This is a genomic window from Polynucleobacter bastaniensis (genome assembly GCF_018882205.1).
In the GTDB taxonomy this organism is placed as follows: Bacteria; Pseudomonadota; Gammaproteobacteria; order Burkholderiales; family Burkholderiaceae; genus Polynucleobacter; species Polynucleobacter bastaniensis.
Window position 1 is genome coordinate 268117 of sequence record NZ_JACVOU010000001.1, and the last position, 20941, is coordinate 289057.

General features: G+C 46.2%; 18 protein-coding genes, 5 tRNA genes and 3 rRNA genes. 20 read left to right on the top strand and 6 right to left on the bottom strand.

Annotated features, from left to right (window positions below; translation table 11 throughout):
• Positions 1 to 39: 39 nt before the first annotated feature.
• The 9 genes from atpE to priA all read left to right on the top strand — a co-directional run bounded on the left by atpE (position 40) and on the right by priA (position 9268).
• Positions 40 to 306: a F0F1 ATP synthase subunit C gene (gene atpE / locus ICN22_RS01435; RefSeq protein WP_028818346.1), complete on the top strand. Its 267-nt coding sequence runs from the start codon at positions 40 to 42 to the stop codon at positions 304 to 306.
• Positions 307 to 369: 63 nt separating this feature from the next.
• Positions 370 to 840 carry a F0F1 ATP synthase subunit B gene (locus tag ICN22_RS01440; protein WP_216168544.1) on the top strand — a complete coding sequence of 157 codons (471 nt, stop codon included), beginning with the start codon at positions 370 to 372 and terminating at the stop codon, positions 838 to 840.
• Between the two features lies 1 nt (position 841).
• Entirely contained in the window at positions 842 to 1378 is a 537-nt protein-coding gene (locus ICN22_RS01445; protein WP_216168545.1) for a F0F1 ATP synthase subunit delta, read from the top strand.
• A gap of 46 nt (positions 1379 to 1424) precedes the next feature.
• Complete coding sequence (gene atpA / locus ICN22_RS01450) at positions 1425 to 2966, top strand: F0F1 ATP synthase subunit alpha (RefSeq protein ID WP_216168546.1); 1542 nt, start codon at positions 1425 to 1427, stop codon at positions 2964 to 2966.
• A 17-nt stretch (positions 2967 to 2983) separates the two neighbouring features.
• A complete protein-coding gene (gene atpG, locus ICN22_RS01455) occupies positions 2984 to 3853 on the top strand; it encodes a F0F1 ATP synthase subunit gamma (RefSeq protein ID WP_216168547.1) in 870 nt (289 codons plus the stop codon).
• Between the two features lie 55 nt (positions 3854 to 3908).
• On the top strand, positions 3909 to 5309 hold the full coding sequence (gene atpD, locus ICN22_RS01460; protein WP_216168548.1) for a F0F1 ATP synthase subunit beta: 1401 nt from the start codon (positions 3909 to 3911) through the stop codon (positions 5307 to 5309).
• A gap of 21 nt (positions 5310 to 5330) precedes the next feature.
• Positions 5331 to 5747 (top strand): F0F1 ATP synthase subunit epsilon, encoded by a 417-nt coding sequence (locus ICN22_RS01465; RefSeq protein WP_216168549.1) that lies wholly within the window; start codon positions 5331 to 5333, stop codon positions 5745 to 5747.
• A 9-nt stretch (positions 5748 to 5756) separates the two neighbouring features.
• Entirely contained in the window at positions 5757 to 6869 is a 1113-nt protein-coding gene (hemE, locus tag ICN22_RS01470) for a uroporphyrinogen decarboxylase (RefSeq protein ID WP_216168813.1), read from the top strand.
• Between the two features lie 287 nt (positions 6870 to 7156).
• Entirely contained in the window at positions 7157 to 9268 is a 2112-nt protein-coding gene (priA, locus tag ICN22_RS01475) for a replication restart helicase PriA (protein WP_369411553.1), read from the top strand.
• On the opposite strand, the gene gcvH is transcribed toward priA, so the two are convergent.
• The 4 genes from gcvH to ICN22_RS01495 form a co-directional block, all read right to left on the bottom strand.
• Positions 9265 to 9657: a glycine cleavage system protein GcvH gene (gene gcvH / locus ICN22_RS01480; RefSeq protein WP_216168550.1), complete on the bottom strand. Its 393-nt coding sequence runs from the start codon at positions 9655 to 9657 to the stop codon at positions 9265 to 9267. The two genes, priA and gcvH, sit on opposite strands and share 4 nt — an antisense overlap.
• Before the next feature lie 141 nt (positions 9658 to 9798).
• Positions 9799 to 9984: a hypothetical protein gene (locus ICN22_RS01485; RefSeq protein ID WP_041396810.1), complete on the bottom strand. Its 186-nt coding sequence runs from the start codon at positions 9982 to 9984 to the stop codon at positions 9799 to 9801.
• Positions 9985 to 10025: 41 nt separating this feature from the next.
• On the bottom strand, positions 10026 to 11060 hold the full coding sequence (locus ICN22_RS01490) for a fatty acid desaturase (protein WP_255533812.1): 1035 nt from the start codon (positions 11058 to 11060) through the stop codon (positions 10026 to 10028).
• A gap of 189 nt (positions 11061 to 11249) precedes the next feature.
• Positions 11250 to 11325 (bottom strand) — tRNA-Arg (locus ICN22_RS01495).
• Between the two features lie 107 nt (positions 11326 to 11432).
• Between ICN22_RS01495 and ICN22_RS01500 the strand changes: the two genes are divergently transcribed.
• Entirely contained in the window at positions 11433 to 11669 is a 237-nt protein-coding gene (locus tag ICN22_RS01500) for a hypothetical protein (protein ID WP_255533782.1), read from the top strand.
• A gap of 43 nt (positions 11670 to 11712) precedes the next feature.
• Here ICN22_RS01500 and rsmI read toward each other — a convergent pair whose 3' ends face one another.
• Complete coding sequence (gene rsmI, locus ICN22_RS01505; protein WP_216168551.1) at positions 11713 to 12615, bottom strand: 16S rRNA (cytidine(1402)-2'-O)-methyltransferase; 903 nt, start codon at positions 12613 to 12615, stop codon at positions 11713 to 11715.
• An 88-nt stretch (positions 12616 to 12703) separates the two neighbouring features.
• Here rsmI and ICN22_RS01510 point away from each other — a divergent pair, with 88 nt between their 5' ends.
• From ICN22_RS01510 to ICN22_RS01520, 3 genes are read left to right on the top strand one after another with little or no spacing between them, the layout of a single operon-like run.
• Positions 12704 to 13324 (top strand): phosphoheptose isomerase, encoded by a 621-nt coding sequence (locus ICN22_RS01510; RefSeq protein ID WP_304610400.1) that lies wholly within the window; start codon positions 12704 to 12706, stop codon positions 13322 to 13324.
• Between the two features lie 27 nt (positions 13325 to 13351).
• Positions 13352 to 13999, top strand: a complete 648-nt coding sequence (locus tag ICN22_RS01515; protein ID WP_216168552.1) for a BON domain-containing protein — start codon at positions 13352 to 13354, stop codon at positions 13997 to 13999.
• Positions 14000 to 14022: 23 nt separating this feature from the next.
• On the top strand, positions 14023 to 14376 hold the full coding sequence (locus ICN22_RS01520; protein WP_255533784.1) for a c-type cytochrome: 354 nt from the start codon (positions 14023 to 14025) through the stop codon (positions 14374 to 14376).
• On the opposite strand, the gene ICN22_RS01525 is transcribed toward ICN22_RS01520, so the two are convergent.
• Positions 14373 to 15032: a GNAT family N-acetyltransferase gene (locus ICN22_RS01525; protein WP_216168553.1), complete on the bottom strand. Its 660-nt coding sequence runs from the start codon at positions 15030 to 15032 to the stop codon at positions 14373 to 14375. The genes ICN22_RS01520 and ICN22_RS01525 overlap by 4 nt on opposite strands.
• 494 nt (positions 15033 to 15526) lie before the next feature.
• On the opposite strand from ICN22_RS01525, the gene ICN22_RS01530 reads away from it, so the two are divergent.
• The 7 genes from ICN22_RS01530 to ICN22_RS01560 all read left to right on the top strand — a co-directional run bounded on the left by ICN22_RS01530 (position 15527) and on the right by ICN22_RS01560 (position 20937).
• A 16S ribosomal RNA gene (locus tag ICN22_RS01530) occupies positions 15527 to 17059 on the top strand.
• A gap of 57 nt (positions 17060 to 17116) precedes the next feature.
• Positions 17117 to 17193: transfer RNA gene (locus ICN22_RS01535), tRNA-Ile, on the top strand.
• A 30-nt stretch (positions 17194 to 17223) separates the two neighbouring features.
• Positions 17224 to 17299 (top strand) — tRNA-Ala (locus tag ICN22_RS01540).
• Positions 17300 to 17566: 267 nt separating this feature from the next.
• Positions 17567 to 20440: ribosomal RNA gene (locus ICN22_RS01545) — 23S ribosomal RNA — on the top strand.
• A 105-nt stretch (positions 20441 to 20545) separates the two neighbouring features.
• A 5S ribosomal RNA gene (gene rrf / locus ICN22_RS01550) occupies positions 20546 to 20659 on the top strand.
• The 16S, 23S and 5S rRNA genes sit together here with 4 tRNA genes alongside, the layout of an rRNA operon.
• Positions 20660 to 20771: 112 nt before the next feature.
• Positions 20772 to 20856 (top strand) — tRNA-Tyr (locus ICN22_RS01555).
• 7 nt (positions 20857 to 20863) lie between these two features.
• Positions 20864 to 20937 (top strand) — tRNA-Gly (locus tag ICN22_RS01560).
• The last annotated feature ends 4 nt before the right edge of the window (positions 20938 to 20941 follow it).

Here is a 20941-nt window from a genome sequence, read left to right on the forward strand (position 1 = left end):
TTTTATTTTTAACCTCACTTTCAATACTTAGGAGTAAACATGCAAGCATTCTTAGCCAACATCCAAGGACTAACCGCTATCGGTATCGGCCTCATCATCGGCCTCGGCGCATTAGGAGCCTGTTTGGGCATTGGCCTAATGGGCGGTAAGTTCATTGAGGGCGCTGCCCGTCAACCAGAATTGATCAATGAATTACAAACCAAAATGTTCCTTTTGGCTGGTTTGATCGACGCTGCGTTCTTGATCGGCGTTGGTGTTGCAATGTTGTTTGCTTTCGCAAACCCACTGCTCGCAGTTATTAAGTAATTGTTTTGGCGTGGATGACCATCAGGTCATCCTAATGTTCTCAACAATACTGAAAGGAATATCGTGAATCTGAACGCGACCCTATTCGCGCAAATGATCGTTTTCTTCGTCTTATGGTGGGTTGTTGCACGCTTTGTGTGGCCGCCACTAGTCAAGGCGCTAGATGAGCGTTCAAGCAAAATTGCTGATGGCTTGGCATCTGCCGAGCGCGGTAAAGAAGCGCTCGCTTTGGCAAGCAATGAAGCAGAGCAAGAATTAACCAAAGCACGCCAAGAAGGTGTGCAGCGTGTTGCAGAAGCAGAAAAACGTGCGCAAATGTCTGCTGAAGAAATTCGCGCAAATGCACAAGCTGAAGCAGCGCGCATTATTTCTCAAGCAAAGCAAGATGCAGATCAACAAGTAACTCGTGCTCGTGAAGTATTGCGCGCTGAGGTCGCGGCGTTGGCGGTTAAGGGGGCAGAGCAAATTTTGCGTCGTGAAGTTGATGCAAAGACCCACGGCACATTGCTTGAGCAACTAAAGGCAGAACTTTGATATGGCTGAGTTAGCCACAATTGCACGCCCTTATGCTGAAGCGCTTTTTCAAAGCACCAAGCCTGCTGCGCTTGCTACTTGTTTGGAGCAGCTAAATGAATTGGCGCAGATTGCTGCATTGCCAGAGCTTGCTGCTTTATCAAACAATCCAAAAGTTTCTGCTGATGATTTAAGCAAATTACTTTCTGGCATGGTAAAGACCAAGTTAGATGGTCAGGTTGCAAGCTTTTTAAATCTATTGAATCAAAACCACCGCTTAGCTGCTCTTCCCGAAATTGCCCATCAATTTGAGGCAATGAAGAATAAGAGCGAAAGTGCTGCAGAAGTAAACATTACTAGCGCATTTCCATTAGAGGGTTCTGCGCTAACCGATTTGCTGTCGAGTTTGAAGAAGCGCTTTGGTGGTAAAGAATTGCGCCCGACCATCCAGATAGATCCTGAATTGATTGGTGGAGTTCGCATTCAAGTTGGTGATGAAGTAATGGATAGTTCAGTCAAGGCGCAGTTAGCCCAAATGCAAATCAGTCTTGGCGCATAAAGTGATCCCGATTAAGAACATACGAAATAAGACCCAGGAGTAAGTAATGCAACTCAACCCTTCCGAGATCAGCGAGCTGATCAAAAGCCGAATTAGCGAAATGGGTGTTGACACCCAGTCTCGTAATGAAGGCACTGTTATTTCAGTGACCGATGGTATCTGCCGCGTACATGGTTTATCTGGTGTGATGCAGGGCGAAATGTTGGAGTTTCCTAACAACACTATCGGTCTTGCCTTGAACCTTGAGCGTGATTCAGTTGGCGCTGTAGTGTTGGGTGAATATACCCACATTAAAGAAGGCGATCCAGTTAAGTGTACAGGCCGTATCTTAGAAGTTCCAGTTGGCCCAGAGTTGCTTGGCCGCGTTGTAAACGCACTGGGTCAGCCGATTGATGGTAAAGGTCCAATCAATACTAAGTTAACTGACTTTATCGAAAAAGTTGCTCCAGGCGTGATTGCACGTCAATCTGTTAGCCAGCCAGTTCAAACTGGTTTGAAAGCGATTGATGCAATGGTTCCAATTGGCCGTGGTCAGCGTGAGTTGATCATTGGTGACCGTCAAACAGGTAAGACAGCAGTTGCAGTTGATGCGATCATTAACCAAAAAGGTAAAGGCGTTTATTGCGTTTACGTGGCGATCGGTCAAAAAGCTTCTACTATTGCTAACGTTGTTCGCAAGCTCACAGAACTAGGCGCAATGGAATACACCGTTGTTGTAGCGGCGAGCGCTTCGGAGTCTGCTGCAATGCAGTACCTCTCAGCATATGCTGGATGCACGATGGGTGAATATTTCCGCGATCGTGGCGAAGACGCATTGATCGTGTATGACGATTTAACAAAACAAGCGGTTGCATACCGTCAGATTTCTTTGCTCTTGCGTCGCCCACCAGGTCGTGAAGCCTACCCTGGCGATGTGTTCTATCTACACTCACGTTTACTTGAGCGCGCTGCCCGTGTAAATGCCGAGTACGTTGAGAAATTTACAAATGGTTCGGTAAAAGGTAAGACAGGCTCTTTGACTGCACTGCCAATTATTGAGACTCAAGCTGGTGACGTTTCTGCATTTGTTCCAACCAATGTGATTTCGATTACCGACGGCCAGATCTTCTTGGAAACCGACTTGTTTAACGCTGGCGTACGCCCTGCGATTAACGCTGGTATTTCTGTGTCACGCGTTGGTGGCGCAGCTCAGACCAAAGTGATCAAGAAATTATCTGGCGGTATTCGTACCGACTTAGCTCAGTATCGTGAATTAGCAGCTTTTGCGCAGTTTGCATCTGATCTTGATGATGCAACTCGTAAGCAACTCGAGCGCGGTAAGCGTGTTACTGAGTTGTGTAAACAAGCGCAGTACAAGCCTTTGCAGGTTTGGGAAATGGCTGCCTCACTTTATGCCATGAACAACGGCTACTTTGATGATCTTGAAGTAAAGCATGTATTAGCATTTGAAAAAGGTTTGCAAGATCATTTGAAATCAAAATACGCTGATTTAGTTGGCCGTATTGAAGAGAGCAAAGACTTGAGCAAAGATGATGAAGCTGCTTTGCGTTCTGCGATTGAGGATTACAAGCGTTCAGCCTCTTTCTAAGAGGACTCGCATAAATCATGGCAAGCACAAAAGAGATACGATCTAAGATCAAGAGCGTGCAAAATACGCGCAAGATCACTAAGGCAATGGAAATGGTCGCCGCATCCAAGATGCGTCGCGCCCAAGAGCGTATGCGTAATGCGCGCCCGTATGCTGAAAAAATTCGTGAGATTGTTGCTAATCTTTCAAAAGCAAATCCTGAGTTCCGCTCTTCTTACATGGTAATTCGTGACGTAAAGAAAATTGGAACAATTTTGGTTACAACAGATAAGGGCTTATGTGGCGGACTAAACACCAACGTATTGCGTCTGATTGCAAACCAAGTGCGCGATATGCAAGGCAGCAATATTGATATTGAATATACTGCTATCGGCTCAAAAGGGCTCCAGTTTCTAAATCGTTCAAAAGCAAAGATAATTTCTCAAACAACCCATATTGGCGATACACCACATATGGACATGTTAATTGGCGCAATAACTGCCCAGTTAGAGGCGTTTGAGCGCGGTGAAATTGATGCTGTTTATTTGGCATATAACCGCTTTGTAAATGCAATGAAACAAGAGCCTGTTTTAGAAAAACTCATACCACTGGAGTCAGTTGCATTGACTCCAGAAGAGAAAGCAGGAAATTCTTGGGATTACATCTACGAACCTGATGCGGAGTCCATCTTAAATGGCTTGCTTAAGCGTTATGTAGAGGCAATGATTTATCAAGCTGTTGCTGAAAACATGGCATCTGAGCAATCTGCCCGCATGGTCTCTATGAAGGCTGCGTCAGATAATGCAAAGAACGTGATTGGCGAATTGCAATTGGAATACAACAAGACACGACAGGCTGCTATTACTAAAGAGTTGTCAGAGATTGTTGGCGGAGCGGCTGCGGTTTAAGCGGTTAGCGTTTAGGAATACGAAAGAATTCAGGAATTAAAAGCGGAGAAATGCGATGAGTAACGGAAATATCGTGCAGTGTATCGGTCCAGTGGTGGACATTCAGTTCCCACGTGACAACATGCCAAACATTTATGAAGCCTTGACATTAGTTGAGAGCGGAGAAAAATCATTTGCTGAAAAAGGTTTGACCTTTGAAGTTCAGCAGCAAATTGGTGATGGTGTAGTTCGCGCAATTGCTATGGGCGCTAGTGATGGATTGCGTCGCGGTATGCAAGTAAAATCGACTGGTGCTCCAATTTCTGTACCTGTTGGTCCAGCCACGCTTGGCCGTATTATGGATGTTTTGGGTCGCCCAATTGACGATGCAGGCCCTATTGCTACCCAAGAGCGTCGCGCCATTCACCAGCCAGCACCAAAGTTTGAAGAACTCTCACCATCCGTTGACTTGTTAGAAACCGGTATTAAGGTTATTGACTTAGTTTGCCCGTTTGCTAAAGGCGGTAAGGTTGGCTTGTTCGGCGGCGCGGGGGTTGGTAAGACCGTGAACATGATGGAATTGATTAACAACATTGCTAAACAACACTCAGGTTTATCCGTGTTTGCTGGCGTTGGTGAGCGCACTCGTGAAGGTAATGACTTCTACCACGAGATGAAAGAATCTAACGTTGTAGATAAAGTGGCTATGGTTTTTGGTCAGATGAACGAGCCTCCAGGTAATCGTTTGCGCGTTGCGTTGACTGGTTTGACAATGGCCGAAGCATTCCGTGACGAAGGCCGTGATATTTTATTCTTCGTTGACAATATTTACCGTTACACCCTCGCCGGTACCGAAGTATCAGCGTTGTTAGGCCGTATGCCTTCCGCCGTGGGTTATCAGCCTACATTGGCTGAAGAAATGGGTAAGCTGCAAGAGCGCATTACTTCAACGAAGACTGGTTCTGTTACATCTATTCAGGCCGTTTACGTTCCTGCGGATGACTTGACCGATCCATCACCAGCTACAACCTTCTTACACCTAGACTCCACAGTAGTGTTGTCACGTGATATTGCTGCTTTGGGTATTTATCCAGCGGTTGATCCACTGGACTCAACTAGCCGTCAGCTTGACCCACAAGTAGTTGGTCAAGAGCACTATGATGTCGCTCGTGAAGTTCAGATGACTTTGCAGCGTTACAAAGAGTTGCGCGACATTATTGCTATTTTGGGTATGGACGAGTTGTCACCGGAAGACAAATTAGCTGTGTCACGTGCACGTAAAATTCAGCGTTTCTTATCCCAGCCTTTCCACGTTGCTGAAGTATTTACTGGTTCACCAGGCAAGTATGTTCCATTGAAAGAAACTATCCGTGGTTTCAAAATGATTTGCAGCGGAGAATTGGACCACTTGCCAGAGCAAGCGTTCTACATGGTGGGTTCAATTGATGAAGCCATCGAGAAAGCTAAGAAGCTTTAATCGAATTCATCTAGGGAAATTATGTCAACCATACGCGTCGATGTAGTAAGTGCTGAGAAATCTATTTTCAGCGGTGAAGCCAGGTTTGTAGCGCTTCCTGGAGAAAATGGTGAGCTCGGTATTTTGCGCGGCCATACTCCTTTGATTACACGCATTCGTCCAGGCTCAGTTCGTATTGAAAAAGCTGATGGTGATGAAGAGTTTGTATTCGTTGCAGGCGGCTATTTAGAAGTGCAGCCAGATCATGTCACCGTATTGGCCGATACCGCTATTCGCGGACATGACCTTGATGAAGCAAAAGCTAACGACGCAAAGAAACGCGCTGAAGAAGCTATGCAAAATCGTGGTTCAGAATTTGATTTGGCTTTAGCTCAATCAGAGTTTGCAATGGCAGCAGCACAGCTGGCTGCGATTGCTCGTTTCCGTCGTAAAAAGTAAGTATCGGATATTTCCTTGTTGTTAAATGACCGATTTTTAAAAGCCTGCTTGGGTGAAGCGGTTGATCAAACACCGCTTTGGCTCATGCGCCAAGCTGGTCGTTACCTACCAGAGTACAACGCTACCCGCGCAAGAGCTGGAAGCTTTCTTGGGTTAGCTAAAAATCCAGCCCATGCAACTGAAGTAACCCTCCAACCTTTGGATCGTTACCCATTAGACGCAGCGATTTTGTTCTCGGACATTTTGACCATTCCCGATGCTATGGGTTTAGGTCTGAAATTTACAGCAGGCGAAGGACCTAGTTTTGATCATCCTCTTCGCACGGAAGAAGCAGTTAAAAAATTACGCGTTGCCGACATGGATCAGCTTAAATATGTTTTTGATGCTGTATCAGAAATTCGCAAAGCTTTGGTTCAAGATGGTAAGCAGCGCGTACCGCTGATTGGTTTTTCTGGCAGCCCATGGACATTAGCCTGCTACATGATTGATGGTTCGGGCTCAGACGATTTTCGTCATGCCAAGACCATGATGTTTAGCCGCCCAGATTTGCTTGAGCATATTCTGGAGATTAATGTGCAGTCTGTGGCTGCTTATTTAATTGAGCAAGTTAAGGCAGGCGCACAAGCGCTAATGATTTTTGATACTTGGGGTGGATTACTTCCCGATGGTTGGTATCAGCGCATGTCTTTGGCTGCTATGCAAAAAGTGATTGCATTATTACCTCTTGAACATGAGGGGCGCAAGATCCCAATCATTATGTTCACAAAGGGCGGTGGTATTTGGTTAAATGACATGGCGCAAATTGGGGCAGATGTCATTGCGATCGACTGGACGATGCGCTTAAGCCGCGTTCGTCAGCAGCTTTTAGACATCAATAAACCGCTGGCTTTGCAAGGCAACTTAGATCCGCTAATTTTGTTTTCAGAACCAAAGCAAGTTGCAACTGCTGCTGAGAGCCTCTTGAATGACTTGGCGGGCGCTCCTGCGTTAAAGCCTGGTCTGCATTCCCTCGATGGCCATATTTTTAATCTAGGGCATGGCATTAACCAATTTACCCCACCTGAAAATGTGGCGGCTCTTTCCGAGGCTGTAATCAATCACTCAAAAGCCTTGCGTACATAGCACTAACTATAAGTAATTGCTAACTTAGGGCAGTATTTTGATAAAAGTTATGCACAGAAATGTGCAAAATAAAAAATACAGTGAGATTCGTGGGAATTATTAAACATTACCTTTATAAACGACTGTAAGCCATTGATTTATATTGAAAATTAATAAAATATTGATTTTCTGTCCAAGATAGCATTCCTATAAAATAACTATAGAAACGCAGAGTAGCAAATGATATCCACAGACTTATCCACAGGGTTAAATAACAAATTTTAGTAAATGATCCTCAGCCTATCGTAGTGCAGGTAGTAGTAGATAAGCCTTTAGTGCAGGGCTTTGATTACCTGTGGGATGTTGAAAAGATAGGCAAATTGCCTGAAATTGGCAATGTAGTTGAGATACCCTTTGCACGATCAAAAGAAATTGGGCTGGTAATAAAAGTAAGCAATCACTCCGATTATGAGATCGAAAAGCTCAAATACGTAGATCGCCTTGCACCACTTCCTGTATTGGACCCCGCCTTATTACGATTAATGAGTTTTGCAAGCCAGTATTACATCCATGCTTTAGGGGAAACCGCATTGCCGGTCATACCGCAGATGTGGAAAAAAGCAGATGAATGGGAAAAAATACCGAAAAAACTGGAATCTGCAGACAAAAAAAATAAAAAAAAGCTTGTAACAGTGGCAGAAGGTTTGATAACGGTAGAGCAATTGAATTCCGATCAAAAGGTCGCCCTATCTCAATTACTGGCAGATTCTCAAAAAGAAAATCAATTCAGGACAATTTTGTTGCAGGGCCAAACGGGGAGTGGCAAGACGGCCGTCTTTCTAAATTGGCTTGCAAGCACTCTTAACGAAGAGGGCGCCCAAGTACTTTTACTAGTGCCAGAAATTAACTTAACTCCGCAACTAGAAAGACGCGTAAGAGCCTACTTCCCAGATAAAAAAATGGCAGTGTTACATAGTGGTGTCAGCGAAAAGAAAAGAGGTATTGCTTGGTATGAGGCAATGACTGGCAAGGCGCAAATTATTATAGGAACCAGGCTAGCAGCCTTAACGCCCATGCCAAATTTACGTGCCATCGTGGTGGATGAAGAGCATGACCCATCTTATAAGCAACAAGATGGAACTAGATACTCAGCAAGAGATTTAGCAATCTGGCGAGCGCATGATCAAAAAATCCCTATCCTCTTGTCTTCTGCCACTCCATCATTAGAAACTTGGTTAGCAGCTCAATCCGGGCGCTATGAAAATATTCGACTTAATCAGCGCGCCCAGGGTGCAAGTTTACCTAGCGTGCATTTGATTAATACACGTGATCCAAAAAATCAATTTAGCCCAGGCAATGCAGGCGCGCCTAAGCAAAAAAGTCTGATTACAAAGACGCTTGCAAATGCTATTACAAAATCACTTGCAGAAAAAAAGCAAAGTTTGATTTTGATTAATCGGCGCGGTTATGCTCCGGTACTCAGTTGCTCAGCATGTAATTGGTTGTCAAAATGTAATCAATGCTCTACCTATACGGTAATTCATAAGGCCGGCGCTTTAACTAAAAGATCGGTATTGAATTGTCACCATTGTGGGTTAGTAAAGCCCATTCCACAGTTTTGTCCTGATTGTGGAAATGCAGATCTAAAGACGCTAGGTCATGGGACTCAAAAATTAGAAGATGCTATTGAAGAAATGTGGCCACAAGCGAGAGTGCTGCGGGTCGATACAGATTCAAGTAGAAGGAGTAAAGGGGCAGAGGCTCTCTTTACAAAAATACATGATGGCAATGTTGACATTGTCGTTGGCACTCAAATGATTGCTAAAGGACATGACTATCAAAATATTGGATTAGTCGCCGTATTAGAGGCAGATAGTCGACTCTATTCAGCAGACTTTAGGGCTGCCGAAAGATTATTTGCGCAGTTAGTTCAAGTGGCCGGGCGTGCAGGAAGATCGGGCATCAAAGGTGAGGCCGGGGGAGATATTTTTATCGAGACACAATACCCAGAGGCGCCTGTATTTCAGTATTTATTAAGACACGATGTCGATGGATTTTTAGCATTTACCGCTAAAGAGCGCGAAGAGGCAAAATTACCACCCTACTCATATCAAGCACTCATTCATGCAGAAGGGAAAAACCTAGATCAGGCGATTCAGTTTTTGAATGAACTCAAGGCGCGAATAAAAAATAAGGGCCTGATTACGAGAGAGCTTAAGATGTATGACCCAGTCCCTAAGCCAGTCATGCGGGTAGCGGGTGCAGAGCGCGCCCAATTATTAATTGAGTCAGGTAATCGCAAGTTACTACAAGAAACACTTGAAGTAATTGATCAAGAATTGCGCCAAGATTCCACAGGAAGAATCAGTAAAACATCACGTATTCGATGGTTGGTAGAGCGCGATCCGATTGCTATCTAAGCACCTGCGCTAGACTCGTATTGTGTGAGCGACATTAAGTCGTTTAAGTTAGAACTCAATATCTCAGAAGATGTTGGTCTAATTTTAAATAACCAAACTGCATACGGCTGGGTATTCACCACTTCAGGGCTGACATCCACCTCTTCATTAAGAGCAACAATTTCACCGCTGATGGGAGCATGAATATCGCTCGCCGCTTTAACGGACTCTATTGCAGCTATGGCTTCGCCCTGCTTCACTTGTTGGCCAATTTTTGGCGCTTGGAAAAACATCACATCACCTAAAGCTTCTTGCGCGTAATTGCTAATGCCTACCCAAACTAGCCCATCATCTTCAATGCTAGCCCACTCATGTGTTTCTGCAAATTTAAATGTGTCTTGCGTTTTCATTGTGTTTCCTTTGGAGTATGTGGGTGACGACGTGGAGTATGTCCCGGGTCAAGGAAATAAGTTGGCGTTTGGTACAGAGTGCCAAACTAATCCCAATGTCGGGGATTGATCAATCCCAAACTGTTAAAGCTAAATTAAGTCTTAGGTTTTTGCTGAGCCCGTACGATGAGTACGGTTGTATAAACAACTTGCGCAAATCCAGCGCTGCTTGCGATTGCTTGTCGGAATCCAAGTGCCACCTTCCAGACGCTTTTCGCGACTGCATGAGGAGCAGAACTTAAGGCTCTGTGAAGTTTCTTGGGTAGCAGCTGGAGTCGAAGTAGTCATGGGTAATCCGGGCAATTCAAATCTTGTACAGAAGTTCTATTTTACCCGTTTTGTCCCGCTGGGGCTGGGCTCAGGACAACTCGTACCGAATCGGCCGTTTTATTGCCATCAAAATCAAGCCAGGCCTTATTTTCAAAATCATAGAGCTTGCACTTCCGAGCCGTCTCGAAATACCATGCCCAAGAGAATTTTTGGATAAAAATACGCTCTGGAAGGATGGTTTCCAGGGTATTTTGGGCCTCTTGAAGGCGATATAGCGGCACGCTCATATCTACGTGATGGGCTGTGTGCTCCATGATATGGTGCATTAAAGAGCCCCAAATCCAATTAAAGGTCAAATGCACTGTGGTGGATACAAAAGGCTGGGCGCGCAACCACTCAGATTTCTTGTCATACCAAGAGACTGAGGTGTGGGTATGGTGAACATAGACCACAAAACCAATCATTCCATTCCAGAATAGGAAAGGAAGAGCAAAACCAGTGATGAGGCCAAGCCAAACAGATTGACCGGTGGCGAGGGCGCCGGCAATGAGACAGGCAATCCAGATAATGGCAAAGCCAGTAACCAGTAAATTGTCTTTCAAGAAAATTGGACGATCGCCAGGTTTATTTTTTGCATTCGGGAAGTACTCACGTCTCCACCAAATCTCAATGAGGTAGTAGAAAACAGGTCCCCAACCACTACGGTAAAGACGCTCTACGGCTTTACGCCAGGAAGGCAGAGCATCAAATTCTGCTTTTGATAATGGAGCCCAAACAAAGTCAAAGCCCTTGAGATTAGTCTGACCATGGTGAACAACGTTGTGCCCTACATCCCATAAGCTATATGGGGTTAGGGACGGTAAGAATGCAATGCGACCGAGTACTTTATTAAGTTCACGGTGCGGTGTGTAGCTTTGATGGCAAGCATCATGGCCTAAGATGAAGATGCGACCAGTAACAAAACCAGCAACTAAACCCAATACGATTTTGATCAGTACGCTCTCAATAAAAATGGTTCCAGCTATGCAGGCAAGCCATAAAACAGCATCTAATGCTAGCAAGGCAATTGCTTTTGCTGTTTCACCCTGAGCCATAGGGATCAACCAGCTACGAATAACTTTTCGGTGCGGCAACGGAAGATCTGGAGCCAAAGGATTAACCATGGATGGTTCGGATAGTGCAGAATTTAGATGATTTGACATGATAAGAATCAATAAGTTAGGTAGAAATGATAGCCTTTTTCACGAATTCACGCATGATGTAGGTCAAAATCCCCTCTGTTTTGGTGCGCCCGGCAGGAATCGAACCTGCGACCCTTGGCTTCGGAGGCCAATACTCTATCCACTGAGCTACGGGCGCCAATATGAAATTCACTAACTGCGCTATTGTAAGTGCCTATATCCTTAGGCTCTCGTTATAATCTTTGCAGAACCATCCTAAAAACCCGTCAAACTATAAAAAGTCCTATGAGCGAAGCGCACGGCAGCATCATTAAAACCCCTAAACAGCTGATCATTACGGTGTTTGCCACCTTTTTTGTGCCATTGATCATCATTTTGTTGCTATTGGTGTATGTGAATAACGGTAAACGTACTGATGCGGCTGCCTCTGCCGAGCAGTTGATTAAACCTGTTGCGCAACTGAATTACCAGGATGCTAGCGCTCCATCGGAGTCCAAAGAGGCCGCCCCAGCGACTAAATAAGGTTTAGCGCTCTAGATAAAGCTGGCTAAATGCCAGCTTTTTATTACTCTTCGTTTTGACCTTTTGCATCTAGCGCAACTTGGTACGCCTCTTTTTTGCTCAGCCCAAGCGCTTGAGCTAGCACGGCTGCAATTTCTTTGCTGCCTAAGTAAGGACTTAGGGCATTAGCCCATAGCAGGAGCGCCGAATGTTCAGGGGCCTCGTCCGCGTTGGCTTGGCGGCCGGCCACTAAGATAATAAATTCACCCCTGAGGCTCTCTGCTTTATCAAGCCACTCCGGAATATCCGCAGCAGTGAGTGTAACCAGCTGCTCAAATTTTTTGGTCAGCTCTCTTCCTACCATTAACTGTCGCTCTGCCCCTAGTTCTTTGCTAAGCGTTACCAGGGTCTCGCGTATTTGATGTGGTGATTCAAAAAAGATGCTCACTTTTGAATTGCTACGAATATCTTGTATGAGGGCGCCCCGCTCTTTTGCTTTATTTGGCCAGAAGCCAAGAAACTGAAACCGCCCTTCTGATGGCAGCATGACAGAGCCACTAGCAGAAATAGCAGCAGAAACCGCACTTGCACCAGGAATGGGAATAATGCGAAAGCCAGCTTTTTCTACTGCGTTCACTAGTTTTGCGCCGGGATCTGATACTCCAGGTGTGCCGGCATCTGAAATGTAAGCCCAGCGTTCATTTTGAGCGAGGCGCTCAATAATGGTTTGCGCACCAGTAATTTCATTGTGCTCATGCAAAGCGACACATTTCTTATGGATGCCAAAATGTTGCAGCAGGGGTGCGCTATGCCTCGTATCTTCACAGGCAATACCGTCTACTGAATTAAGCACATACAGTGCACGTAAGGTAATGTCACCCAAATTGCCAATTGGTGTGGCAACCATGTATAGAGCACCAGCTGGCAGATCCTGTTGTTTTAAAAAGTCAAAGGAGCTTAATTCCATGTAGGCAATCTTTTGAAAAATAGTATTAATTAGTAAGAGAATACGTTGCTTTTGAAATCATGGGTGGCGTAGGCAGCTTGCCTGAACTATGGCGCATAATAATGTGATGGATAAAGATACTCTCGAACGTTTGCGCGCTCGCGCATCCCAACATTTTTTAGACAGCATTGCTGTAAAGCAAGCCGCTGAAAAAATACTTCCTGAGCAAGTTGCTCTCGGCATAGTCGCCATGACAAACTGTCTGTGCGCTGGCGGAAAGGTAATGGCTTGCGGTAATGGTGGATCAGCTGCTGATGCGCAGCATTTCGCCGCTGAGCTAATTGGTCGCTTTGAGAGAGAGCGACAAGAGTTGGCTGCGATTGCGCTGACTACAGACACATCCATTTTAACTGCTGTGGGAAATGACTATAGCTATGACGAAATCTTTGCTAAGCAAGTGCGCGGTCTCGGAAAAAAAGATGACATCTTAATTGCTATCTCCACTTCAGGAAATTCAAAAAATGTAGTGAGAGCAATTGAGGCTGCAAAAAAGATGGGGATACAGATTATTGCCTTGACTGGTAACGGTGGCGGAAAGATTGCCAGCTTATTAGACGCTAATGACATTCATCTGTGCGCGCCCTCCACTCGCACTGCTCGTATTCAAGAAACGCATTTAGTTTTACTTCATGCCTTATGCGATGGCGTAGATCATTTATTGCTCGATTAATAAATTCATTCATTAAAAGGTATGCATATGCGAAATACTCTCATCATCAAATTACTTGCCGCATTGTTGATCTCCTCCTTCCTATCTGGCTGTGGCGTATTAGTGGTTGGCGGTGTTGTGGCAGGCGCAAGCGTATTAGCTGATCGCCGCTCTCCAGCTGTGCAGGCAATTGATAAAGGCATTGAGTTAGAGGCCGGCAATGCTTTAGCCAAGCGCTTTGGTGATAATGCACACATTAACGTGACATCATTCAATCAAAAGGTATTGTTAACTGGTGAGGTGAAGGATGCCGATATTAAGGGCCAGGCCGGCACCTTTGTAAAGGGAATGAAAAACGCCCGCTCTGTCTTTAATGAATTGGTCATTGGACCAAACAGCAGCTTTACTGCTCGTGCGAATGATTCCTACCTCGAATCTAAAATTAAAACCCAAATGATTTTCACAGACAAGTTGCCATCGAATTCAATGGCCATTGTTGCTGAAGGGAGCAGTGTTTATTTGATGGGCATTCTGACTCAAAACGAGGCAGCGATTGCCAAGAAAGTTACTAGCAATGTTGACGGTGTAAAAGATGTGTACGTCTACTTCGACATTATTTCTGATGCAGAAAAAACGCGCCTAGAAAAACAAGGTAAGGCAGATGAATCGCAGCCAAACTCAATGCCAAAGCAGTAAAGTTGTTTGATGGAAAGTGAGTAATGAATTTATCCAAACAACATCTGAAATCTTTTTTACTCGCCACCCTCTTCATGCTATGTTCGCTGAGTACGAAGGCATCCAGTGAAGATACAAAGGCGGCTTTACTTGCAAAGCAAAATGCTTGCCTGGGATGCCATGCGCTTGATAAAAAAATTGTGGGGCCCAGCTTTCAAGCCGTTGCAAAAAAATATGCAAATGACCCTAGCGCAACTACATTTTTAAAAAACAAAATTATTAAAGGTGGCTCAGGATCTTGGGGCGTTGTACCAATGCCAGCAAATGCAAAGTTGAGTGATGCCGATGTATCTTTATTGACTGGCTGGATTTTGCGCGGAGCGCCAAGTACAAATTAAGTTTGGCGAACGACTGGCTTTCCAAGAAACCAGGACCACACATCATTTGAGCGCTTAAAGTTTTGTTTAAGTGCATAGTCAAAGTCAGCCCACTGCTCGTTGGCGGCCTCTTCAACAATCGTGCCTGAATTTGCAGGCGGTAATTTTAAGTAAGCATCGGCATCACCATAGGCATACTCAACAAGCATGCCCGCCTTTTGCGCCAGATGCATCATTGCCCGGTTATTTGCCAGGCAATGTACGAATAAGATTTTGATACGAGTATTGCGTGAGTGCACTGAAGCGCGGGCCAATAAGGCGGTACCAATGCCCTGCCCCCGGCCATTGGGCAGTACCGATACGCCAAACTCTGCGGCTAATGGCTGGCCTTTTGTTTCGGGTAGATATGCCAAATGAGCCATACCAATCAGGTTTAGCTGGGAGTCAAAGCTGCCAAAAATTGCATCTCTATTGAAATTAAGGTTCTCTACATAGCGATGAATCACTTCATCAGGAGTTTGAGTCCCAAAGCGAAGACGACGATCCTCTTCATTCAGCTGCAAAAGATGCTTAAGAATGCGCTCCCTATGGTCAGCATGCAATTCACGAACAGGCACGACAGAGCCAGCCGCATAGGGCTTGCTGGGTAAGTGACTATTCCCTAATTTATTGTGCATAGCAACATACTAGCAGAAACCAGCGCTTATTACAGGGTTTTCCCTTATAAAAAGAAAACAGGCGTATAGGGGATAAAAATGGAGTTAAAAAATGAACATTTGCCTCAAATTTCCTACCCTATCCATGAAAACCCGTATTTCTTGAAAAAAAATTGAAAAAATTTTCCACCCTCCGCCCCTTGTTTTACATGGGTTTATTAAAAAAGTAGGAAAAAACATCGCTTTTTTATAGAAAAAGACTACGAAAGGTGTTGACGGACCCTCAAAAGGGGTATAAAGTCTCATCTCTCTGCTGCAACGTTTTATGAATTTTCAAAACGCACAGCCCTCTTTAAAAATTAGTCAACCGATAATTGTGGGTACTAAGTGAAAGCATCAAGTCCTTCGGGACAGATGTAAATAAATAGTACTCATAGACAGTAAAAAGATTTGGTTTTATTACCAAGTCAATTTCTTTTGAATGAGTGCGACGATCCGCAAGGATCACAGGAATTAAACTGAAGAGTTTGATCCTGGCTCAGATTGAACGCTGGCGGCATGCCTTACACATGCAAGTCGAACGGCAGCACGGGTACTTGTACCTGGTGGCGAGTGGCGAACGGGTGAGTAATACATCGGAACGTACCTTATCGTGGGGGATAACGCAGCGAAAGCTGTGCTAATACCGCATACGCCCTGAGGGGGAAAGCGGGGGATCGAAAGACCTCGCGCGATTAGAGCGGCCGATGCCTGATTAGCTTGTTGGTGGGGTAAAAGCCCACCAAGGCGACGATCAGTAGCTGGTCTGAGAGGACGATCAGCCACACTGGGACTGAGACACGGCCCAGACTCCTACGGGAGGCAGCAGTGGGGAATTTTGGACAATGGGGGCAACCCTGATCCAGCAATGCCGCGTGAGTGAAGAAGGCCTTCGGGTTGTAAAGCTCTTTTGTCAGGGAAGAAACACCGGCTCTAACACAGTCCGGGAATGACGGTACCTGAAGAATAAGCACCGGCTAACTACGTGCCAGCAGCCGCGGTAATACGTAGGGTGCAAGCGTTAATCGGAATTACTGGGCGTAAAGCGTGCGCAGGCGGTTATACAAGACAGGCGTGAAATCCCCGGGCTTAACCTGGGAATGGCGCCTGTGACTGTATAGCTAGAGTGTGTCAGAGGGGGGTAGAATTCCACGTGTAGCAGTGAAATGCGTAGATATGTGGAGGAATACCAATGGCGAAGGCAGCCCCCTGGGATAACACTGACGCTCATGCACGAAAGCGTGGGGAGCAAACAGGATTAGATACCCTGGTAGTCCACGCCCTAAACGATGCTGACTAGTTGTTCGGAATTTACATTCTGAGTAACGTAGCTAACGCGTGAAGTCAGCCGCCTGGGGAGTACGGTCGCAAGATTAAAACTCAAAGGAATTGACGGGGACCCGCACAAGCGGTGGATGATGTGGATTAATTCGATGCAACGCGAAAAACCTTACCTACCCTTGACATGTCACTAACGAAGTAGAGATACATTAGGTGCCCGTAAGGGAAAGTGAACACAGGTGCTGCATGGCTGTCGTCAGCTCGTGTCGTGAGATGTTGGGTTAAGTCCCGCAACGAGCGCAACCCTTGTCTTTAGTTGCTACGCAAGAGCACTCTAAAGAGACTGCCGGTGACAAACCGGAGGAAGGTGGGGATGACGTCAAGTCCTCATGGCCCTTATGGGTAGGGCTTCACACGTCATACAATGGTGCATACAGAGGGTTGCCAACCCGCGAGGGGGAGCTAATCTCAGAAAATGCATCGTAGTCCGGATCGTAGTCTGCAACTCGACTACGTGAAGCTGGAATCGCTAGTAATCGCGGATCAGAATGTCGCGGTGAATACGTTCCCGGGTCTTGTACACACCGCCCGTCATACCATGGGAGTGGGTTTTGCCAGAAGCCGTTAGCCTAACCGCAAGGAGGGCGACTGCCACGGCAGGGTTCATGACTGGGGTAAAGTCGTAACAAGGTAGCCGTATCGGAAGGTGCGGCTGGATCACCTCCTTTCTAGAGAAAGATGCTGAATCCTAGTGCCCACACTTATCGGTTGACAATAAAAGCCACGGGTCTGTAGCTCAGCTGGTTAGAGCACTGTGTTGATAACGCAGGGGTCGTAGGTTCAAGTCCTACCAGACCCACCACCAGCCAGAAACAAGACTTAGTGGGACGTTGGGGGATTAGCTCAGCTGGGAGAGCACCTGCTTTGCAAGCAGGGGGTCGTCGGTTCGATCCCGTCATCCTCCACCATCATCTAAATGTCAAAACTAAGCGAAGACTTAATCGTTTAGTTTTGCCATTTATGGCTGTTCTTTAAAAATTTGAGTAAGCAAAGTGTCAAATGTTTCTTTGAGAGGACATTTGACAATGTAATAAGGGTAAAGATTGAATCATCAATCAGTAATACAAACGAGTTTTACCAAGTTCTTTAACAAGTACTTACAGTTTGGATTACGGCAAACATGTCAGAAGTAGAAATAAACCTGTAACAGGTACTAGCAATGGTGCTCGTTATAGGATCAAGTGAATAAGTGCACATGATGGATGCCTTGGCGATTACAGGCGACGAAAGACGTTATAACCTGCGATAAGCCCCGGGGAGCTGGTAAATAAGCTTTGATCCGGGGATTTCTGAATGGGGAAACCCACCACTTTTGTGGTATCCATACCTGAATACATAGGGTATGAGAAGCGAACCTTGTGAACTGAAACATCTAAGTAGCAAGAGGAAAAGACATCAACCGAGATTCCCAGAGTAGTGGCGAGCGAAATGGGAACAGCCTTCTAGTGATATCTCAGTAATTAACAGAACGGAATGGAAAGTCCGACAATAAAGGGTGATAGTCCCGTATGTGAAAATTATTGGGTGGTACTAGGCTAGAGACAAGTAGGGCGGGACACGTGAAATCCTGTCTGAATATGGGGGGACCATCCTCCAAGGCTAAATACTCGTAATCGACCGATAGTGAACAAGTACCGTGAGGGAAAGGCGAAAAGAACCCCGGGAGGGGAGTGAAATAGATCCTGAAATTGTGTGCATACAAACAGTAGGAGCCTCGTAAGGGGTGACTGCGTACCTTTTGTATAATGGGTCAGCGACTTACATTCAGTAGCAAGCTTAACCGAATAGGGAAGGCGTAGCGAAAGCGAGTCCGAATAGGGCGCTAGTTGCTGGGTGTAGACCCGAAACCAGTTGATCTATCCATGGCCAGGTTGAAGGTGCGGTAACACGTACTGGAGGACCGAACCCACTAACGTTGAAAAGTTAGGGGATGAGCTGTGGATAGGGGTGAAAGGCTAAACAAAACTGGAAATAGCTGGTTCTCTCCGAAAACTATTTAGGTAGTGCCTCGTGTATCACTGTAGGGGGTAGAGCACTGTCATGGTAGTGGGGTCCATTGCGGATTACTGCGCCATAGCAAACTCCGAATACCTACAAGTGCAATCACGGGAGACAGACATCGGGTGCTAACGTCCGGTGTCAAGAGGGAAACAACCCAGACCGCCAGCTAAGGTCCCTAATATATGCTAAGTGGGAAACGAAGTGGGAAGGCTAAAACAGTCAGGAGGTTGGCTTAGAAGCAGCCATCCTTTAAAGAAAGCGTAATAGCTCACTGATCGAGTCGTCCTGCGCGGAAGATGTAACGGGGCTAAGCATATAACCGAAGCTGCGGATCACAGCAATGTGATGGTAGGAGAGCGTTCTGTAAGCCTGTGAAGGTGTCTTGTAAAGGATGCTGGAGGTATCAGAAGTGCGAATGCTGACATGAGTAGCGATAAAGGGGGTGAAAAGCCCCCTCGCCGTAAGCCCAAGGTTTCCTGTTCAACGTTCATCGGAACAGGGTGAGTCGGCCCCTAAGGCGAGGCAGAGATGCGTAGCTGATGGGAACAAGGTTAATATTCCTTGACCATTGTTAGATGCGATGGGGGGACGGATCGCGGAAAGTTGTCCGGGTGTTGGAAGTCCCGGTTCTTACGTTGGAGATGGCTATTAGGTAAATCCGGTAGCGTAATTCAAGGGCGTGAGACGAGCGAATTTATTCGCGAAGCAATTGGAAGTGGTTCCAAGAAAAGCCTCTAAGCTTCAGTCTAACAAGACCGTACCGCAAACCGACACAGGTGGGCGAGATGAGTATTCTAAGGCGCTTGAGAGAACTCAGGAGAAGGAACTCGGCAAATTTGTACCGTAACTTCGGGATAAGGTACGCCCTGGTAGTTTGACCCTGTACAAGGGGAGGACGAAAGGGTTGCAATAAAAAGGTGGCTGCGACTGTTTAATAAAAACACAGCACTCTGCAAACACGAAAGTGGACGTATAGGGTGTGACGCCTGCCCGGTGCTGGAAGATTAAATGATGGGGTGCAAGCTCTTGATTGAAGTCCCAGTAAACGGCGGCCGTAACTATAACGGTCCTAAGGTAGCGAAATTCCTTGTCGGGTAAGTTCCGACCTGCACGAATGGCGTAACGATGGCCACACTGTCTCCTCCTGAGACTCAGCGAAGTTGAAATGTTTGTGATGATGCAATCTACCCGTGGCTAGACGGAAAGACCCCATGAACCTTTACTGTAGCTTTGCATTGGACTTTGAACCGGTCTGTGTAGGATAGGTGGGAGGCGTTGAAAGCGGGATGCTAGTTCCGCTGGAGCCAACCTTGAAATACCACCCTGGTTTGTTTGAGGTTCTAACCTTGGCCCATTATCTGGGTCGGGAACAGTGCATGGTAGGCAGTTTGACTGGGGCGGTCTCCTCCCAAAGTGTAACGGAGGAGTACGAAGGTACGCTTGGTACGGTCGGACATCGTACCTAAAGTGCAATGGCAAAAGCGTGCTTAACTGCGAGACCGACAAGTCGAGCAGGTGCGAAAGCAGGTCATAGTGATCCGGTGGTTCTGTATGGAAGGGCCATCGCTCAACGGATAAAAGGTACTCTGGGGATAACAGGCTGATACCGCCCAAGAGTTCATATCGACGGCGGTGTTTGGCACCTCGATGTCGGCTCATCTCATCCTGGGGCTGTAGCCGGTCCCAAGGGTATGGCTGTTCGCCATTTAAAGAGGTACGTGAGCTGGGTTTAAAACGTCGTGAGACAGTTTGGTCCCTATCTGCCATGGGCGTTGGAGATTTGACGGGGGCTGCTCCTAGTACGAGAGGACCGGAGTGGACGTACCGCTGGTGTACCTGTTGTTTCGCCAGAAGCATCGCAGGGTAGCTATGTACGGAAGAGATAACCGCTGAAAGCATCTAAGCGGGAAACTTGCCTGAAGATGAGATCTCCCGTAGGTTTAACCTACATAAAGGGTCGTTGAAGACCACAACGTTGATAGGTCAGGTGTGGAAGCGCAGTAATGCGTTAAGCTAACTGATACTAATTGCCCGTTAGGCTTGATCCTATAACCAGCACTATTGTGTTGGATGTTTGCCAGATTTAATCTGCATCCTTATTACATGCTTACTCAAATAGAGCTGTTGATTTATCAACAGTTCGCCCTTCTACGCCCGGTGACCATAGCAAGTTGGAACCACTCCTTCCCATCCCGAACAGGACAGTGAAACGACTTTACGCCGATGATAGTGCGGATTACCCGTGTGAAAGTAGGTAACTGCCGGGCACCAATGCGACGCCCAGACCCTTTCAGGTCTGGGCGTTTTTACTTGTGCAAAGCGTTTTGAGGTTTGAGAGATTGACAATAACTCCATTTGGAGTCAAAATATTGGGTTCGCGGAGGGGTGTCCGAGCGGCTAAAGGAGGCAGACTGTAAATCTGTTGGCTATGCCTACGTAGGTTCGAATCCTACCCCCTCCACCAGAGATGTGCGGGATTAGTTTAATGGTAAAACAGCAGATTTCCAATCTTCGGTCAAGAGTTCGATTCTCTTATCCCGCTCCAGTTT

What these genes read in the sequence shown, in the direction of transcription:
- atpD (WP_216168548.1), top strand. Translation starts at nt 3,909, where the DNA reads ATGAGTAACGGAAATATCGTGCAGTGTATCGGTCCAGTGGTGGACATT.
- atpA (WP_216168546.1), top strand. Translation starts at nt 1,425, where the DNA reads ATGCAACTCAACCCTTCCGAGATCAGCGAGCTGATCAAAAGCCGAATT.
- rsmI (WP_216168551.1), bottom strand. Translation starts at nt 12,615, where the DNA reads ATGGAATTAAGCTCCTTTGACTTTTTAAAACAACAGGATCTGCCAGCT.
- atpE (WP_028818346.1), top strand. Translation starts at nt 40, where the DNA reads ATGCAAGCATTCTTAGCCAACATCCAAGGACTAACCGCTATCGGTATC.
- ICN22_RS01515 (WP_216168552.1), top strand. Translation starts at nt 13,352, where the DNA reads ATGCGAAATACTCTCATCATCAAATTACTTGCCGCATTGTTGATCTCC.
- ICN22_RS01490 (WP_255533812.1), bottom strand. Translation starts at nt 11,060, where the DNA reads ATGGCTCAGGGTGAAACAGCAAAAGCAATTGCCTTGCTAGCATTAGAT.
- gcvH (WP_216168550.1), bottom strand. Translation starts at nt 9,657, where the DNA reads ATGAAAACGCAAGACACATTTAAATTTGCAGAAACACATGAGTGGGCT.
- ICN22_RS01510 (WP_304610400.1), top strand. Translation starts at nt 12,704, where the DNA reads ATGGCGCATAATAATGTGATGGATAAAGATACTCTCGAACGTTTGCGC.
- ICN22_RS01445 (WP_216168545.1), top strand. Translation starts at nt 842, where the DNA reads ATGGCTGAGTTAGCCACAATTGCACGCCCTTATGCTGAAGCGCTTTTT.
- ICN22_RS01520 (WP_255533784.1), top strand. Translation starts at nt 14,023, where the DNA reads ATGAATTTATCCAAACAACATCTGAAATCTTTTTTACTCGCCACCCTC.
- ICN22_RS01485 (WP_041396810.1), bottom strand. Translation starts at nt 9,984, where the DNA reads ATGACTACTTCGACTCCAGCTGCTACCCAAGAAACTTCACAGAGCCTT.
- ICN22_RS01525 (WP_216168553.1), bottom strand. Translation starts at nt 15,032, where the DNA reads ATGCACAATAAATTAGGGAATAGTCACTTACCCAGCAAGCCCTATGCG.
- atpG (WP_216168547.1), top strand. Translation starts at nt 2,984, where the DNA reads ATGGCAAGCACAAAAGAGATACGATCTAAGATCAAGAGCGTGCAAAAT.
- ICN22_RS01500 (WP_255533782.1), top strand. Translation starts at nt 11,433, where the DNA reads ATGAGCGAAGCGCACGGCAGCATCATTAAAACCCCTAAACAGCTGATC.
- ICN22_RS01465 (WP_216168549.1), top strand. Translation starts at nt 5,331, where the DNA reads ATGTCAACCATACGCGTCGATGTAGTAAGTGCTGAGAAATCTATTTTC.